Annotated in this window: 9 protein-coding genes; 1 reads left to right on the plus strand and 8 read right to left on the minus strand. The window is 69.8% G+C overall.

Annotated features, from left to right (window positions below; genetic code table 11):
* Nucleotides 1-33: 33 nt before the first annotated feature.
* From tssB to OV427_RS44135, 5 genes are all read right to left on the minus strand, one after another.
* Complete coding sequence (gene tssB / locus OV427_RS44115) at nt 34-651, minus strand: type VI secretion system contractile sheath small subunit (RefSeq protein WP_267862245.1); 618 nt, start codon at nt 649-651, stop codon at nt 34-36.
* Between the two features lie 42 nt (nt 652-693).
* Nucleotides 694-1,557 (minus strand): hypothetical protein, encoded by an 864-nt coding sequence (locus OV427_RS44120; RefSeq protein WP_267862246.1) that lies wholly within the window; start codon nt 1,555-1,557, stop codon nt 694-696.
* 4 nt (nt 1,558-1,561) lie between these two features.
* Entirely contained in the window at nt 1,562-2,566 is a 1,005-nt protein-coding gene (locus OV427_RS44125; protein ID WP_267862247.1) for a type VI secretion system protein IglI family protein, read from the minus strand.
* Nucleotides 2,559-2,945 (minus strand): DUF4280 domain-containing protein, encoded by a 387-nt coding sequence (locus OV427_RS44130; RefSeq protein WP_267862248.1) that lies wholly within the window; start codon nt 2,943-2,945, stop codon nt 2,559-2,561. Before OV427_RS44130 ends, OV427_RS44125 begins: the two co-directional genes overlap by 8 nt.
* 546 nt (nt 2,946-3,491) lie before the next feature.
* Nucleotides 3,492-5,204, minus strand: coding sequence for a long-chain fatty acid--CoA ligase (locus OV427_RS44135; protein WP_267862249.1), 1,713 nt, complete (start codon nt 5,202-5,204; stop codon nt 3,492-3,494).
* A gap of 251 nt (nt 5,205-5,455) precedes the next feature.
* Between OV427_RS44135 and OV427_RS44140 the strand changes: the two genes are divergently transcribed.
* A complete protein-coding gene (locus tag OV427_RS44140; RefSeq protein WP_267862250.1) occupies nt 5,456-6,427 on the plus strand; it encodes a hypothetical protein in 972 nt (323 codons plus the stop codon).
* Nucleotides 6,428-6,465: 38 nt separating this feature from the next.
* Here OV427_RS44140 and OV427_RS44145 read toward each other — a convergent pair whose 3' ends face one another.
* From OV427_RS44145 to OV427_RS44155, 3 genes are all read right to left on the minus strand, one after another.
* Complete coding sequence (locus tag OV427_RS44145; RefSeq protein WP_267862251.1) at nt 6,466-8,439, minus strand: hypothetical protein; 1,974 nt, start codon at nt 8,437-8,439, stop codon at nt 6,466-6,468.
* A gap of 283 nt (nt 8,440-8,722) precedes the next feature.
* Entirely contained in the window at nt 8,723-13,279 is a 4,557-nt protein-coding gene (locus OV427_RS44150; RefSeq protein ID WP_267862252.1) for a myxosortase-dependent M36 family metallopeptidase, read from the minus strand.
* 93 nt (nt 13,280-13,372) lie between these two features.
* Nucleotides 13,373-15,955, minus strand: coding sequence for an Ig-like domain-containing protein (locus OV427_RS44155; protein WP_267862253.1), 2,583 nt, complete (start codon nt 15,953-15,955; stop codon nt 13,373-13,375).
* Nucleotides 15,956-16,044: the final 89 nt, after the last annotated feature.

The raw sequence follows: 16,044 nt of genomic DNA on the forward strand, positions 1-16,044 counted from the left end.
ACCTCGGAGTGAAAGGGTGGGGAAGGGCGGGGCTCACGACTTCACCGTCGCGGCGACCGTCTCCTTGGCTTCGGCGGTGGCGGTAGCAGGCGCGGTGGCAGCAGTAGCAGCGGGCGTGCCAGCGGCGGCGGCGGGGGTGGCCTTGGAGGGCAGGCGCAGCGACTCGTAGTCCTTGAGCTCGGCGAGCACCTGCTTGAGGGCCTCCTTGTTGGAGAACAGCTCGTAGACGAGCCCGCGCAGCGCCTTCTGGTTGTCGATGCTGGACTGCATCTCCAGGAGCAGCTTCTTGAGCAGCCGGAGCGCCTTGAGCTTGGGGACGTGGTGGACGACCTCGTCCGGATGGAAGGACTTCATCCGGTCGATGGGCAGCTCGACGTCGAGGTCCGCCTCCACGTCCGGGTTGATGCGGTTGGGCACCTGGAAGCGGAGGGACATCTTCATGTCCTTCATCAGCTCATCCAGGTTGCGCCCGTTGACGGAGCGCAGCTTGCGGGCCTCGAGGTCGACCTTGCGATCCTCCGAGGAGCCCAGCGAGAAGTCGCCGAGCATCAGCATCCGCAGTGGGAGGCTGACCGTCTCCGCCTCGCCGTTGATGGTGGTCCGGTATGTCAGCGTGATGCGCGACCGGGGCAATTGGTCCTGAATCGACATGGTTCGGCTCTCCTCTCGTGAGGGCTGCACTGCGTTGCGACGTCACTGCGTCAGGTGGTGGCGCGACGTGTCCCCGGAGAAGAGGACGGCCTGTCGCGGCTGTTCGGGCCCGCCGATGATGGGCTCGTAGCCCAGGTGGTGGGTGTCTTCGATTCGGGCGTGGCCGTGCTGGTCTCTGAGCACCAGCAGCACGGTGAGCAACAGCGGCGTGTCCTCCAGATGCGGCAGCACGCGCGAGCGGAGACGGCGGCGCGCCTCCACGGCCCAGGGCGTGCCGGTGCCGGAGGTGGCCTCGTGGGTGTACAGCCACGCCTCCATGCCGCCGGTGGGGATGGTGGCGAAGCCGCCCATGGCGTTGCCGTCCCCAAGCACCGTGCCGCCCAGCCGCACGCCGCGCGTGTCGATGCGCTGGCGCCGGGTGGCGCGGTGCACGCGGACCTCGGCTTCGGGGAAGGCGCGGGCGAAGAGCCAGTGCAGGGTGCTGGGGCAGGCGGGGCGCAACAGGCCCAGGCGGTGGCGGGCGTTGCCCTCCCAGCCAGGGAGCAGCGACGCGTCCCGTTCCGGGAAGAGGCCGGCGACGCGCGCGCGCAGGAGGACGTGGTCGAAGTACCCGAGGAAGCTTTCCAGGGCGTCGTGCTCCAGGCGCTCCATCGCCTTGAGGAAGAAGGAGGGCAGCGGCGTCTGCACGCTGAGCAGGCCCAGGTTGAGGGTGACGATGGCGCGGCGGGGCTGGCGCACGAAGGTGATGGCCTGCACCAGGTGGGGCGCGTGCACGGTGCCGCGGTGGCTGCGCAGCTCGATGTCGCTTTCGCCGTAGCCCTCCTTGGCGAGCAGGTCCATCAGCGCGGGCAGGTCGAAGGACTGGATGCGCTCGGTGATGCGCTGTTCGATGGATGGGTTGTCCATGGCGTCAGTCCTCCTCTCCGCGCCGGCTCACGGGCTGGGACATGAAGGCTTCCAGGTCCACGCGGTAGAGCTGCTCCAGGGCGCGCTGGGGCAGTGAGTCGGCCTCATGCAGGAAGGGTTCCAGCTCACGCGCGTGTGTGCTCAAGCCGCTGTAGAAGCGCGAGAAGAGCGACGGCAGGTAGACGCGCGGGTCGAAGCGCTCCACCGTGGCCACCACGTCCGAGGCCACCACGCCCGCCTTGGTGACCTCGCCCTTCGCCAGCAGCGTGTCGAACGCCTCCAGCTTGCGCAGCAGCAGCGCCATGGCCGGGGAGATGGGCAGGCCCGGTGCGGGGGGCGGTGCCACGGGAGCTGGTGCGGGTGCGGCCGGAATTGGCTCGCTCGTTGCGGCAGTGGGCGCGGAGATGGGCTCGGGAGGCGCGGGCCGGGGCAGGGACTGGACGTGGCGGGTCAGCCAGAGGGTGAGGTTGCGGAAGGGCTCCTCGCACCCGTTCTTCGGCAGGGTGGTGGCGAGCGCGGTGAGGATGGGCTCGGTGAGGGAGAGCGCCTCCTCCAGCGGGACGCGGTTGTCGGGCTCGCACCAGCGCTGCCAGGTCGCGTCTCGTTTCTTCTCCTGGTGTGCGAGGTGCTTGTTCAGCGTGCGCAGCAGCCAGCGCAGGCCGGTGTCGGTGAAGACGTCGCGCTTGTCCTCGGGGCCGAGCGCCGCGTGGCTCGTGGTGAGCACCTGGTGCACGGAGCGGAAGATGCCCGCCATGGTGAGGAGCCCGTGCTCGTGGAAGGCGCCGAAGAGGTACGGGCCGACGAGCCGCGCGTCGTAGACGCTCTCGCGCAGTAGCGCCTCCGCGCCTCGGGCTGCGCCAGCATAGTCACCCCGGGCGACGGCCTCGGTGAAGGCCTCGATTCTCGCGTCGGGCGCGTCGCCCTCGGAGGCTGGAGGAGGCGGGCCTTGCAGCGGCTGCTCCAGCAGCGTGCCGTCGAAGGGGACGGGGATGAGGGCCGCGTCAGCCATCGATGACCTTGAACTGGCCGGGAGTGACGACCTGGATGACGCCGCCGTACGAGCACATCAGCTTCGAGTTGCTCTCCAGCGCGGGCATGTTCCCCACGAGCACCTTGGGGCAGCCCGGCACCCACGGCGCGGCGGTAGCGGGGATGCAGGGCATGGGTGTCAGCACGCCCAGGGCCGCCGCCGTCGCCGCCGCCACCATGGGGTTGGCGAGCGACTGGCACATCCCGAAGGGCGGGATGTTGAGGATGGGCTTGTTGTCCATGATGTTCGCCAAGGGCGTCGTGCCCATCACCTTGTTGGCGGGCAGGACGACGAGCGAGGAGGGCGCGACGCCGAAGCTGCATTGCAGCATTGCTCCCATCACCACCTGGACGCCCATGTCCGCGCTCCTCGCGCCCGGTGTGAAGCGTGGACGCGAAGCAGGACATTGCGCGGAGCGTGCCAGCGTCGCGGAAGCCGCATCATCCCGACGCGAGCACGCGTTCTAGAGGGAGCGGCGTCTCTGGAGGTGGCGGCCCCCGTGTGAAGGCGCGTTGCCGGGGGAAGCACGGGCGTTCGGTGGGAACGCGCGGCGCGTAACGCCATCGCGTTGCGGGTGAACGCGGGGGCGTCTGTGGGGAACGCGGGTCGCGCGAGCCTTCATGCCTCCGAGCCGAGGCACGATCGCGTGTGCCATCGCGGCGCGGACGGGTAACGGAGGACGTAGGGGAATGCTCACCGCGAATTCCCCGAATCCGACCTCGCGCTTCGCCGTGCCCCGTCGACGGAGAAGCGAGAGTGCTTCGCTACGGCTTCGTGCACGGAGGCCATGGGCATCGCACTCCGAGTCGTACAGACGCGGAGACGTGAGCGCCTCACCAAGGCTGCGTGCCCGAGGGGACGCCGTCGCCCGGCGCGTCCAGCGTGCGGAGGCGTGAGTGCCTCGCTACGACTTCGCGCCCGAGGGGATGCCGTCGCCCGGCGCGTCCGCCGTCTCCAGCACGCGGCCTCGCAGCGCGGTCAGCGCCTGGAACATCGGGTCCGAGGACTTCCGGTGGAGCGCGCCGGTGAGGTACTGCGAGCGGCACCACGCATCATCAACTCGGCCGTCCTTCGTCCGTCGCGGGTACATCGGGAACAGCTCGGTGCGGTCCGGCAGGTGCTCGGCGCCCAGCCGCAGCTCCAGACGGCGGCGGATTTCCTGGCGGCGCGGCCCGGCCTCGCGCTCGAAGACGTCCGCGGCTTCCGCCCCCGTGAAGACGAGCAGCACGTGTCGATGATGGCCCGGAGTACCGCCCGTGGGGACGATTGACACCGAGGCTCCGGCACAGAACGTCAGGTCCGCGAGCGCTGCGGCCACCTCGGCGGCGGGATAGACGCGACCCTCACGTCGGGCGTCACGCGTCCCGGCGAAGAGGAACGTGCCGCGCCCGCGCGTGAGGACGACGTAGCCGGGAGGCCGCTTCTTGTCCGGCAGCAGCGTGAAGACGCCCACGTCGCCCGCCGCCTCCTGCCCGCTCATGTTGAGGTCGCGCAGGGCCCAGGCCCGTCCCGGAGCGGGAGCGATGCCCGTGTGGAGGTCCGCCACCCTCCGCCCCGAGGTGAGCACCGCGCCGCCCGCGCTCGCGTCGACGAGGACGTTGGAACAGGGCACGGCGACGAGGTCGCACTGGCGCACCCAGTCCCGCCATGCCTGCCAGTCCAGGGGCTCGTCGGCGGAGCGGAACCAGTGCGCCACATTGCGAAGGGGGCCCGAGCGCGCGCGCAGCAGCGCGTCCCTCAGGGCGGGCGAGACCCCGAGCGCGCGCAGCGGATGTTCGGTGAGGAGGCCAGGCGCTCGCTCGACGTCCGCGGGCTCCAGGTGGAGGAAGGTGGCGCCGCGCAGCAGCGTGGCCAGCAGCAGGGCTGGCTGATGCTGGAGGAAGTGGAAGCCGGGCGCGGCCAGGTGGTCCCCGGGACCGAGGCCGAAGGTGAGCACCCCGTCGCACAGCGCGCCTCGCCACGCCGCTTCCGCGGAGAGGGGCACGGGTGTGTCCGTCGGGTCCACCAGGGGAGAGAAGAGGAGGGCCACCGGCTCGTCGGGGCGGTACGTGTGTGAGGTGAAGGCGGGCGCGGCGTCTCCGCGCGAGCGCAGCAGCAGCGGCTCGAAGCCCTTGAGGAGCGGCGCCTGGTGCGACTCGGCGGCGACGTGGGCCGGCGCGAGCTTCGAGAGCCTGCGCGAGAGGAAGTGCGTGCCCACGGGTGGCAGCAGGCTGACGCAGGTGCCCAGCTTCAGGGCGGCCATGAGCGAGACGAGCAACTCCGGTCCAACGCCATACAGGAGGCACAGCTTCGCGCCGGGCTTCACGCCCTGCGAGGCCCACTCGGCGGCGCGGCGCGAGGCGCGGTCCTGGAGCTCCCGGTAGCCCAGCGTCTGCCAGCCGCGCAGCGGGTCCCACGCGCGCAGGGCCACCCCGCCCGAGTCGGCGTGCCGGGTGACGAGGTCATGGAAGAAGTCATGGTGCTGTCCGGGCCGGCTCTTGGGCGCGGGCGCACCCCGGCTCGCGTGGTGGGCGGCGAGTGCCATGGCGAAGCCGTCCGAATCGGTCCAGCTCTGCTGGCGCCAGTCCGGCAGGTCCGCGTCGAGCTGGCGGAGGATGTCGCGAAGGTCGAAGGGCATCGCGTGCGCTCCCGCGTCGGGCCTACGTGACAGCCGAGAGTGCCCGCGCCGGCGTCACACGCGGACGCGCTCGCGTCCCGCATGAACGCCGGCCAGGGCGGGGCGGGCCCACGGCGATTCTCGATGACCGGGGCTCCCAGCTTCGTGGCGCGATAGCTGCACTCGTCATTCCCCGGCGTACTGCAAGAGGCGTGACATGGCCGGAGGGTTCGTCGCCATCGAAGGCCATCGTTCGACCTGGGGAGGGCCACATGAACGTGCAGGCTTCGGAAGAGAAGAAGAACGCGATTCTGCAAACGCTCCAGAGAATCTTCACGAGCTACAGCGCGCTTGCCGAAGAGGTGGAGGACAACGACACCGGGTGGGAGTTCGACGACAACGTCTACCAGTACTTCAACTTCGGTTACGACAGGGATGACGAGCTGGGCGACTCCCTGCGGCTCCTCCTCGAGAAGATGGAGAAGGTCTTCACCAGCTCCTTCAGCCACGTGCATGGGCTCGCCAAGGAGGTGGACAGCGCCTTCGGGCAGATGCAGAAGGGCCGGACGCTCATCGGTGGCATCGCGGATGTTGGCAGTGAGACCGGCTATGGCGGCAAGGCCATCCAGCACAAGTTCACCTCCACCAAGAACTATTCCGACGTCGATACCCACATCAAGAAGGCGCTCCTGCAGTTGACGGGTGCCAAGGGGGAGACGCCTCTTAACGGCAATGTCCGCGTCGCGGATGTCACCATCGAAGACGGCTCGAACACCTGGCCCTTCACCCAGGCGCAGCAGCCCACGGTGGCACTCAATGCATTCCTCACCGAGGTGAGAACCCGTGTCTCCACCCAGTACACCAACATGGTCCAGGGGTTGAATCACCCGCATGCCGGCAACTTCGCGCAATGGCTGACGGGCCAGGCCCTGCCCGCTTCGGCCAATGACGTCATCAGCGTCTCCGATTGGTTCACCCGGTACGGAAAAGAGGAGGAGCCTCGCTTTCCCAACGCCTCCTGGGTCGTGTGCGGGACTCCCGGCCAGCTTGGAAAGGTCAACTGGAACAGGCCACCCCAGCTGCTGGTGAAGCTCCGCTTCATCCGGGGCTTCGAGGTCGACCTGAACACGGTCTTCGGAAGCGCTCCGGTGCATCGTCGGGTCTCCCAGGTGAATGTGGCCATCTGCGCCGCGCAACACGCCCAGGTCATCTACAAGGTCACGAAGTACCGCTACCTGGACTGAGGCCGGACGGCGAGGGCAGGCGCGCGCGCTCGCGCCTGCTACTGCTCCACGTTGAAGACCTTGGCTTCCGCGGCCGTGTCCCAGAGTTTCTGCCAGGCCTGCTCCGACGTCCTCCTCGCCGTGGACAGCGGGCCCCACCACGCCTCGTTCTCGTCGCGGAGCCACTGTTTGATCTGCTCGCTCTGCGACTCGTTGTACCCGATGCGGGTGCTTTCGAGCTGCCCCTTCTCCGGCTTCACCTTCCAGGGCAGGCGGCGGCCCTGGACGATCTGCTCGACGATGGCCTCGGCGACCTTCGGGGGGATGTGGGGGAACTCGGACGCGATGTAGACGGCGAGCATGGTGCGGTCATCGGTCGTGAAGTTGGATTCGCCCCCTTTGGTGATGTGGTCGGGAATCATGTTGTTGAGCGCCGCCGCGGCGGCCCGCACCGCGCCGAGCTGCGCCGCCGCCAGCACGGAGGCAATCGCCGAGCCCGCCGGCTTGTTCGGCGTGCTGAGCCCCTTGGGTAGGGCATTGGGGAACACCTTCTTGAGGTCCGGCACCTTCGACGGGTCCACCTGATGCTGGAGCAGGAGTCCCACGCTGATCAGCTTGAGGTAGTCCTCGGCCTCCGTGACGTGCTTGTTGACGTACGTCACCGTGCTCTCGCGCACCCTCTTCTCCTCGAGCGTCTCGTTGACCTTGATGGGCGGGGTGAAGGCGAATTGCTCGCGGTAGTTGTGCTGCACGCTCGTCGCCTCACCCTGGCCCTTGAGGTGCCGGGCCTCGTCGGGCCGGACTCCCGCGAGGGACTCGGCGGCGGCGCCGATGATCTGCAGGCCGCGGCCGTAGGTCGTCTCCTTCACCTGGATGCCGAGCACTGTCTGGTACGGAAGGCCGAAGATCTGGTCCTTGTCGTAGATGGGCTCCAGGTCGTCCCAGCACAGCCCGCCCCGGCTCAGCACATCCCCGACGGCGCCCGTGTCCATCGGGTTCTGCCCGAGCGCCGGCACGTAGAAGTCCACCTCGTAGGAGGACTCCTGGTCGCTCTCTTCCTTGAACTCGATGTCGACCTGGACCTTGCCCTTGGTCGCCCCGGGGCGGACGGTCACCTTGTCGTTCCGGGCGGAGACCTTCACCTCGGTGACGCCGTTCTCTTCGTCATCGTCCTCGGGGAGGTCGATCTGGAGGCGGCTCTTGGTGGGGCTGACGCTCAGGCGGTTGCCGCTGAGCCACGCAGGCTCCTCGCTGCGGAACAGGTAGACGGTGTACCCGTGCTCGCGGGCTCGCTGAACGGCGTCGATGCCCGCGTTGGCGCCGTGGATGATGACCGTCAGGTCCTCCTTGTCGCTCTCGGCGTTCTCCGGGTGCATCAGCATGAAGCGGTCCAGGTTGATGATGCGGCTGCGCAGGAACTGCATTGCGTCGGAGTCCTGCCTCACGTTCGGCGCCGGCTGGGGCACGTACCGCTCATACGGGAAGGTGAAGTGCGGCCCGGCGCCCATCCCGAGGATGACCTTGGCGGCCAGGACGGGGGCATCTCCGCCTACGTCCAGCGCGAAGAGGTCCCCTTTGCGGCTGACGGACCTGAGGAGGTTGCCGCCAGTGCGGTGGGCTCCCTGCTTCACCGCCCAGGCGAGGACGTCACTGTTCTGCGCGACCCAGTCCTGACGGGGAAGGTACTTCGTGGCGTACCTGGGAACCTGGTCGCCCCATTGGGCGATGTTGTGGTTCTCGTGGTTGATGAACCCCTCGCCGCGGATGGTGGCCTCCCACGCGTCCTTGTTGCCGATGATGACGGTGCGGGACCACTTGAAGCCGGGTATCTCCGCGCTGCGCTGACGGAGGGCATTGATGTAGTAGGCGATGCTGCTGCCGTACCCGACGAACGCGAGCTGGTAGACCTTCTTGATGCTCGGCACGACGTACTCGTTGCCCACCGGGTCCTGCCACCGGACGTAGTCTCCCTTGGGTACGCCGTTCGGCATCAACTGCCAGAGGTGGTCCTTGTCGAGCAGGTAGACGCTCATCGTGCCCTCTCCCGGTAGGTCGGTCGCATGCGGTGGTGCGGTCTTGTTCCGCCACCAACAGCAACCCACGTGCCGTGACGCCGCGAAGGCGCGACGACAGTCCGCTGCACCGCACCGACTGGAGGGAGACCCACCGGGCGCCGTCCCGCCAGGACGAGGCCGCGTCCCGGGGGGACGCAGCCGGAGGACGGGGACTCCAAACGCAACGGGCCGCCGGGGAGGTTCCCCAGCGGCCCGTGTTCACGCTGCGTGTACTGGCGGTGGCTTGACCCTGGTCAGCGGGCTACGCGGTGCGCCGACGCTCGAGCAATGCGAGGAGCAGGAGCGCCAGCGGCAGCGCCGTCGCGCTCGAGGTCCCCGTCGACGAGCACCCGGATGCCTTCGGCTGCACCACTGGCGCCGGGTTCACCACCACCGACACGGTGTCCTCCGCGGACAGGCCGCTCTCGGCGGTGACCTTCACCACGAAGGTGAGCGTCGTGGAGGTGCTCACGGCGGGAGCGGAGAAGCTGGCGCTGGCCTTGTCCGCATCCTGCAACTGCACCGTCGGGCCGGACGTCTGGCTCCACGCATAGGTGAGCGTGCCTTGCTCCGGGTCCGTGCCGGTGGCGCTGAGGGTGACGGAGCCGCCGCCCTGCGCGGAGAGGTCCGGGTCCGCGCTCACGGTGGGAGCGCGCGGCGCGTTGCGGACCGTCACCGTCGTCGTGGTGAGCTGGCTCTCCAGCAGGCCGTCGCCGACGACGAGCTGGAAGACGAGGTCCACCGGAGAGGACTGCACCTCGGGCGCCGTGAAGGTCGGCGTCGCGGTGTTCGCCCCGGAGAGCGTGACAGGGGGGCCGGACACCTGGGTCCAGGTGAAGTGCACCAGCGCGTCCCCGTCAGGGTCCTCGCCGCCGCCCTGGAGCGTCACGGTGCTGCCCTCGTCCACGGCCTGCGCGGGCCCCGCGGCTGCCATCGGCGCCTTGTTCACCTGGCGCACGAGGACCTCGACGAGGTCCTTGTCACGCATCCCACCGTCCGACACGGTCAGCCGGAAGGTGAGCGTCGTGTCGGCGAACACCTCGGGGGCGGTGAAGCTCGGAGTGGCCGTGTTCGCCCCATTGAGCACCACGAGGGGCCCGGTGACCTGCTCCCACCGCCAGGTCAGCGTGCCGCCGGCCTGGGTCGTCCCGCTTCCGCCGAGGCTCACATCCGTGTTCTCGTCGGCGACTCTGTCCGCGCCCGCGTTCGCGCTCACCACGCCGGTCGTGCAGAGGCCCTGCTCGTCGGCGATGGTGGTGAACGGGAGGTGGGTGAGGCCCGTGAAGGCGATGTCGTCGATGAGCCAGCCAACGTTGGCGCCGCCCTCGTCCGTGCCGATGCGGAAGCGGATGAGGACCGTCTTCCCGGCATGGGCGGTTCCGAGGTTCACCTTCGTGGAGACCAGCTGCTTCTGCGAGAACGCGAAGCTCACACCGCGGAAGGCCCGGCGCCCGCTCAGCGGGTTGACGTTGCCGTCATAGGTGGCCAGGGTGCCGGTGTAGCCGTTGGAGGTGATGCTGTTGCCGAGGTCGGTCCAGGTCTGGCCGCCGTCCTCGGACAGCTCGAGCACGCCGCCGTCGTAGTAGCTCAACCCGTCGTTCTCGAAGGCGTAGCGGTGCCGGAAGGTGAAGGAGAACTCCCCCGTCCCCACATGGAGCTCCGGGGTGACGAGCGCGAAGTCCGCGCCGTGTCCCACGTCCACGCCGAGGAAGGCCCGGCCGTACGCCCCGTCCTGGCTCACCACGAACGCATCTCCGCCCCTGGCGGACGTCATCTCCCACGGCAGCTGGTGCGACTCCACCGACTCGGTGGCGGACGTCTGCGGCAGCTCGTCCTGCTCCACCTTCACCGCGAGCTTCGCGAGCTTGTCGCCGGTGGCCACCCCGTTGCCGTCGCGGTAGGCGATGGTGAGGTTGACCGTGGAGCGGGCCGTCGCGCCGGCGAGCGTCACCGGCAGGTCGACCGTGGCGGTCTCGAAGAGGCCGACGCTCGGGAACGTCACCACGCCACCATTGGCCAGCTGCACGGCCGGGTTGTCCGCCGTGACGGTGGCGCTCGTCGCCTGCAGCGGGGTGACACCGATGTTGCGCAGGGTGATGCGGAGGCGGCCGGCCTCACCGTTGTCCAGGTAGTCGTCCACGTCGCAGGTGCGCATCGCGTCGTCGGCGGTGAGCTCCGCCGACACGAACGCCACGTCCGCGCCGGTCCGGAAGCTCTCCACCACACCCGTCTGGGTCGTCGAGTCGCGGTCCGGCGCCACCGCGCCGATGCCCGCGCCGCGCCGTGCGAACGCGTCCGCGAAGCGCGGGTAGTCCTCCGGGTCCGTCGCGTAGACGGCCGCGAGCAGCGCATCCCGCGCCTCGAGCACCGTGGGCGAGGCGGGCGTCAGCTTGTAGCCCGCGACGATGTAGCTCTTCATGCGCTGCCGCGCCTCGGCGAACGGATGGGTCCGCAGCAGCGAGACGTAGCACTCCCAGAGCATGGTGGCCCACACCTCACCGGTGTTGTGGACCTCCGCGTTGTCGACGCCATCCGTGCGGAAGGAGGGGGAGTAGGGGATGGGCGTGCCCTGCCAGGTCGCCGGCAGCGCATTGCCCGCGGCGATGTGCTTGAAGGTCAGCGGGTTCTTCTTGAAGTCCACCGAGTAGGGGACGCGGCGGATTCCGAAGTAGGCGCTGTTTCGCGGGACGATGTTGCGCGTCGCGTACTCGCCGACGGCGAAGGTGCCGGTCCAGTCCGGGTTGGAGGCGGCCTGCGCATCCTCCTCGCGCACGGCGAGCAGCAGCGCGTGGAAGTCCGCCCAGCCCTCGCCCATGCCGCGGCCCTGGTTGTTGGAGAGGCCCGAGCCGTCATGGATGAGACGGTTGCTGATGTAGTGGCCCCACTCGTGCGCCACGATGCCGGCGTCGATGGTGCCATCCCGGTCTCCCACCGGGCGCCTGCTCAGGGTGGCCGTCACGCTGGCGTCGAGCCTGGACCTGAGGAGGTCGCCGTCCGTCCTCGAGACCAGCAACGAACCGATGGTGGGCTGGGCGAGCGTCGCGCTCGCGCCCATGCCGCCGGGCATCGGGCTCGAGTCGTTCGCGACGATGACGCCTACGGCCCCCGCGGCCTGGGCGTTGAGCACCTTCAACTGCAAGGAGCAGGTGCCACGGTCGACGAAGGCAATCCTGCCGGCCACGTCCGCGGCGTTGGTGAGGGCAGAGCAGCCATCCGTCGTGGAGGCGCCCACCGGGTCCGACGCATCGAGGGCCTGGACCACCTGGGCCGTGGTGGTGAAGACCGGCGGACCGAACGCGGCCGGGGCGAAGTCGTAGCCGCGCGCGACGTCGGCCGGTGCGGTCACCGTGAGACCTCCGTTCACGGTGGAGCCGGGGAAGATGTACATCTGCATGCGCGGGCGGGCGCCATCCGCCGGGGTGGACATGTTGGCGTTGTTGACGCCGCCGTAGTCCTGCGCCTCGGCAAGGATGCTGTCCCCGCCGACGCCGCCGCGCCCGTAGTTGTCCACCTGGGCGTTGCCGTCCTGCTCCGTGAAGCCGGCGTCGTAGTACCAGTCGTGGAGCCAGTTGTTCATGTAGAACAACTGCGTGATGGCGGCCTGGAGCTGGTCGGACGTCTCGTAGGGCAGCAGGTTGAAGTCGTAGGGATGGTCGAAGCTGTCGGTGTCGGTGGTCCGCGCGTGCGGGTCCCCCGCGCTGAGCCCGTCCGGTGCGCTCAGGTCCGCGTAGGCCTCGGCGTTGTTGCCCGTCGTCTCCGTGGCCCCCGCGGCGAGCCAGGGGTCGTTGCGGCTGAACGGCACGCTGTCGAGCGTGACGAGGTTGGGCGCGATGAGGGTGGGGGAGTATCCGTCGGGGGTGCCCGTCGGGTGCGGAATCGGGTCGTTCCCCGCCGGGCCCGCGAAGGGCTGGAAGGGCGGCGTGGAGTCGGCCCACACGCGGTAGGAGTGGGTGGCGTCCGCGGTGAGGTCCTTGCGGAAGAGCACCCGGCCATCCTTCGCGCTGATGACGTACGCGTAGTAGTCCGAGGTGGTGGAGCCCGGCGCCCCGGTGTTCAGCTCCACGTAGTGGGCCGGCACCAGGCCGTCGGGCAGCTCGAAGAGGACCGGCTTGACGCGCGCGGGGATGCGCAGGCCCACCTCGAGCGGCCGCGCGAAGGAGGCCAGCTCATAGCGGGTGTAGCGCCCGGCGGGAGCACCCGTGGGCTGCAGCAGGCCCGCGTCGAGCCGCTGGCCGGTGAGGTCCAGGTAGGCGGCCGAGGTGGCCTCCGAAGCGCTCAGCCGGAACGCGTTGGCGGGGCGGGTGGTGCTCCAGCCCGTGTCCGACGAGAGGTGGCCCGAGGCCGCGACCAGCGCGTTCTGCCTGTCGAGCAGCAGGTTGACGGAGCCGCGGAACACCTCGAGGCCGTCGAGCTCCTGCTTGAGCGTCACCACCGAGGTGCCCTGCTCATTGCGGCTGACGCGGGCGACGGACGCCCCCAACTGCGCCAGCGAGCGGCCGCCGTACAGCGGGGCCAGGGCGTCGAGCTGGGCGAGTGCCGCCGCGGCGGGGGCGAGCCGCGCGTACGGCGCCTCCGCGCGCAGGCTCGTGGGGGATGACTTCGAGGGGGTAGGCTTCGAGACCCAGACGAAGGTCGGCACGCCGAGTCGTGCATCGCGGTGGAGGACTCGGGCGTTCGGGATGACGCTCTCCTCCGCCGAGGCACGCATGGAGGGGGCGCTCTCGGGAAGCGCGTCGTGGTTGGGCATCCTGCCGGCACCCGCCTCGGCGCTCGCGAGCGCCAGGGCAAGACTGGCAAGGGTTCTGATTCGGCTTTTCACGGATGGACCTCGGGGACGACGGAGTGCGGCGGTGATGCGGAGCGGACCTTCTGGCGGGGGGACCGGAAGGTCCGCTCAACTTGTTGGATCGGGCTACTTCACCCAGGAGATGCGCCCCACGTAGTACGCAGGCGCGTTCCCCATCGGGACGGCGTTCGAGCCATCGAGGTCGGACACCGTGATGGTGTAGCCCGTGGCCACGTCATCCCACTGCGCGTACGCGACCCGCGTGCCGTCCGGAGAGAGCGCGAAGCGCCCCTGGAGGTACCGGGCGTCCAACTCGCTGAGCCCGATGGGGCGCACGATTTCGCGCCCCGTCCCGTCCGGCTTGATGCGCTCGAGCCAGTTGTCGCTGCTCATCTCGTCGTTCACGTAGTGGTAGAGCAGGTCGCCGTTGGGCAGCACCATGGGGAACTTCGAGATGGACGCGTACTCCTGGCCCTTGATGGCGAAGTCGACCACCAGGCGCGAGCTCCCGTCGGCCAGCGACCAGGCCCAGAGCCGGTTCCCCGCCGCCGGGAACTCGACGGTGTAGAGGGTGGAGCTGTCCCGCGAGAAGACGCCGAACCCGAAGCTCGAGATGGGGGTCGGGGCGGGCATGTCGTTGTGCCCGGGGATGAAGACGCGCCGCTCGTCCGTCCCGTCGGTGCGAATGATGAACTGGAACTCCGTGCTGCTGCGCCCCGGGGCCGGGTCGCTCGAGCAGGAGCGCACGAATGCAATCCACTTTCCGTCCGGCGAGAACTCGACTTCCCGCTCACCGCAGAGGCTGGCGTCTGCCTGGGTGAGGCGGCGCACGTTGGAGCCGTCCGCGTCCGCGAGGTAGATGAGGCCCTGGGAGAAGATGCCCCCGCTCATGTCCCGCCCGTCCACCCAGGCCACGGTCTTTCGGTCCGGCGAGCGCGTCACCTCCGAGTGGGTGTCCCGCGGCAGGACGACCGGAGCCGTCACGGGAGTGAGCTGGTGCAGCTGCGTGCCATCCGGGTAGACCGAGAAGGCCTGCGGCCAGACCGCTTCCGAGTCGATGTCGTTGTTCGTCGAGGCGACGTACAGCAGGAGCTCGGACGCGGCGGGCGCGCGAATCGAGCCCACGATCAGGTCCAGCGTGGTGGGCTCATCGATGCGCGCGGGGGCGCCGGAGTCGGTGAGGTCGTACAGCTCGAGGGTGAGGGTGTAGCTGCCCTTGTAGGGGAACTTCAGGCGCAGTGGCGTCGTCTGACCGGCGCCGCTCTGCAGCTGCGTGGTGCCCACCGGGACGCCCGATTCCGGGCCGATGAAGCCCACGCCGCTCGCGTCCGTCTCGAAGCTGCTCCACGTCTCGGGCCGCTGCGGGTCCTCGCCGGCCGCGCCCGAGAAGTACTGGATGGCCTGGCCCACGAAGGGCTCGTCCGCGGCGGGCGGAAGGCCCTTGCGGCCGAGCGTCAGCTTCCAGCGCAGCGGCATGGTGGCCGGGAGGGTGGAGGTGAGGCGGGCGTTGAAGGAGAGGACGCCGTCCTCCAGCGGCTGGAAGGTGGGCACGGTGGCGGTGACGCGCATCAGCGCGGCACTCACCTGGGCGGTGGCGCTCAGGCCGTTGAAGGTGGCGGTGACGGTGGAGGAGCCCGCGCCCACGGCGGTGGCTTCACCCCGGGTGGCCGCGTCCAGGGAGATGACGGCCACGTCCAGGTTGCTGCTCGCCCAGGTGGCGCTGCCGGTGACGTCCTGCGTGTGGCCGCCGGTGAGGGTGGCCTCGGCCTTCAGCTGCACCTTGTGGCCGGTGGTGAGCTGGCTCGTCGTCGGGGTGACGGCCAGCGCGGTGGCCTCCGCCACCGTCACCTGGGTGCTGCCACTCACCCCGCGGAAGGCGGCGGCGATACGGGCGCTGCCCACGGCCTGGCCGCGCGCATTGCGCCCGGTCACCTTCAGGATGCTGGCATCGCTGGAGCTCCACTCGGCCTCGGTGGAGACGTCGGCGCTGGTGCCATCGGACAGGGTGGCCGTGGCGAGCAGCGGCAGGGTGCTGCCGCTGGCCATGAAGGCGTCAGCAGGGCCGACGCTGATGGCCGTCACGGTCGCCGGCGTCACCGTTACGTCGGTGGTGGCCTCCACCGTGCCGCGCGTGGCCTTGAGCGTGACGTGGCCCGGCGCGACGGCGCGCACGAGTCCCGCGTCCGAGACGGTGGCGACCGCCGCGTCCGAGGACGTCCAGGTGACGTCGGCATCGAGGCCCTGCGTGCTGCCGTCCGTGAAGGTGCCCGTCGCCGTCAGCTGCTCGGACAGGCCCACGGCGAGGGACGGGCTCGCGGGGGTGAGCGCCAGCGAGACGAGCGTGGCATCCGTCACCTGCACCTGCGCCTCGGCGGTGAGGGACGCGTAGGTGGCGCGCACCTGCGCCTGGCCCCTGTCCTTCGCATCCACCTTGCGCGGGCTGCTCGCGTCGCTGGAGACGGTGGCCACCGCGGCATCGCTCGACGTCCACGTGGCCTCCGCGGTGACGCTCTGCGTGCTGCCGTCCTCGAAGGTGGCCGTGGCCTGCACTTCGCCGCGAGTGCCCGCCGCGAGCGAGAGGCTCGCCGGCGCGATGGCGAGCGACTTCACGGTCTTCGATGTGTCGCTGTCGCAGCCTGAGGACAACGCGACGGTCACCCACCCCACCAGCGCGAGGCTGAAGAGGTGGCGATGGACAATCCATTTCATGATGGGGGGCCTTCCTTGCACGTCAGCGGCCGACGGACGGACGACGGTCGGGAGCGACGTCGAGGCGGTTGTTGATGGAGAAAGAGAGC

This window comes from Pyxidicoccus sp. MSG2, from assembly GCF_026626705.1.
In the GTDB taxonomy this organism is placed as follows: Bacteria; Myxococcota; Myxococcia; order Myxococcales; family Myxococcaceae; genus Myxococcus.

Coding starts and splice junctions, on each gene's coding strand:
- OV427_RS44155 (WP_267862253.1), bottom strand. CDS start 15,955: ATGAAATGGATTGTCCATCGCCACCTCTTCAGCCTCGCGCTGGTGGGG.
- OV427_RS44140 (WP_267862250.1), top strand. CDS start 5,456: ATGAACGTGCAGGCTTCGGAAGAGAAGAAGAACGCGATTCTGCAAACG.
- OV427_RS44130 (WP_267862248.1), bottom strand. CDS start 2,945: ATGGGCGTCCAGGTGGTGATGGGAGCAATGCTGCAATGCAGCTTCGGC.
- OV427_RS44120 (WP_267862246.1), bottom strand. CDS start 1,557: ATGGACAACCCATCCATCGAACAGCGCATCACCGAGCGCATCCAGTCC.
- OV427_RS44145 (WP_267862251.1), bottom strand. CDS start 8,439: ATGAGCGTCTACCTGCTCGACAAGGACCACCTCTGGCAGTTGATGCCG.
- tssB (WP_267862245.1), bottom strand. CDS start 651: ATGTCGATTCAGGACCAATTGCCCCGGTCGCGCATCACGCTGACATAC.
- OV427_RS44135 (WP_267862249.1), bottom strand. CDS start 5,204: ATGCCCTTCGACCTTCGCGACATCCTCCGCCAGCTCGACGCGGACCTG.
- OV427_RS44125 (WP_267862247.1), bottom strand. CDS start 2,566: ATGGCTGACGCGGCCCTCATCCCCGTCCCCTTCGACGGCACGCTGCTG.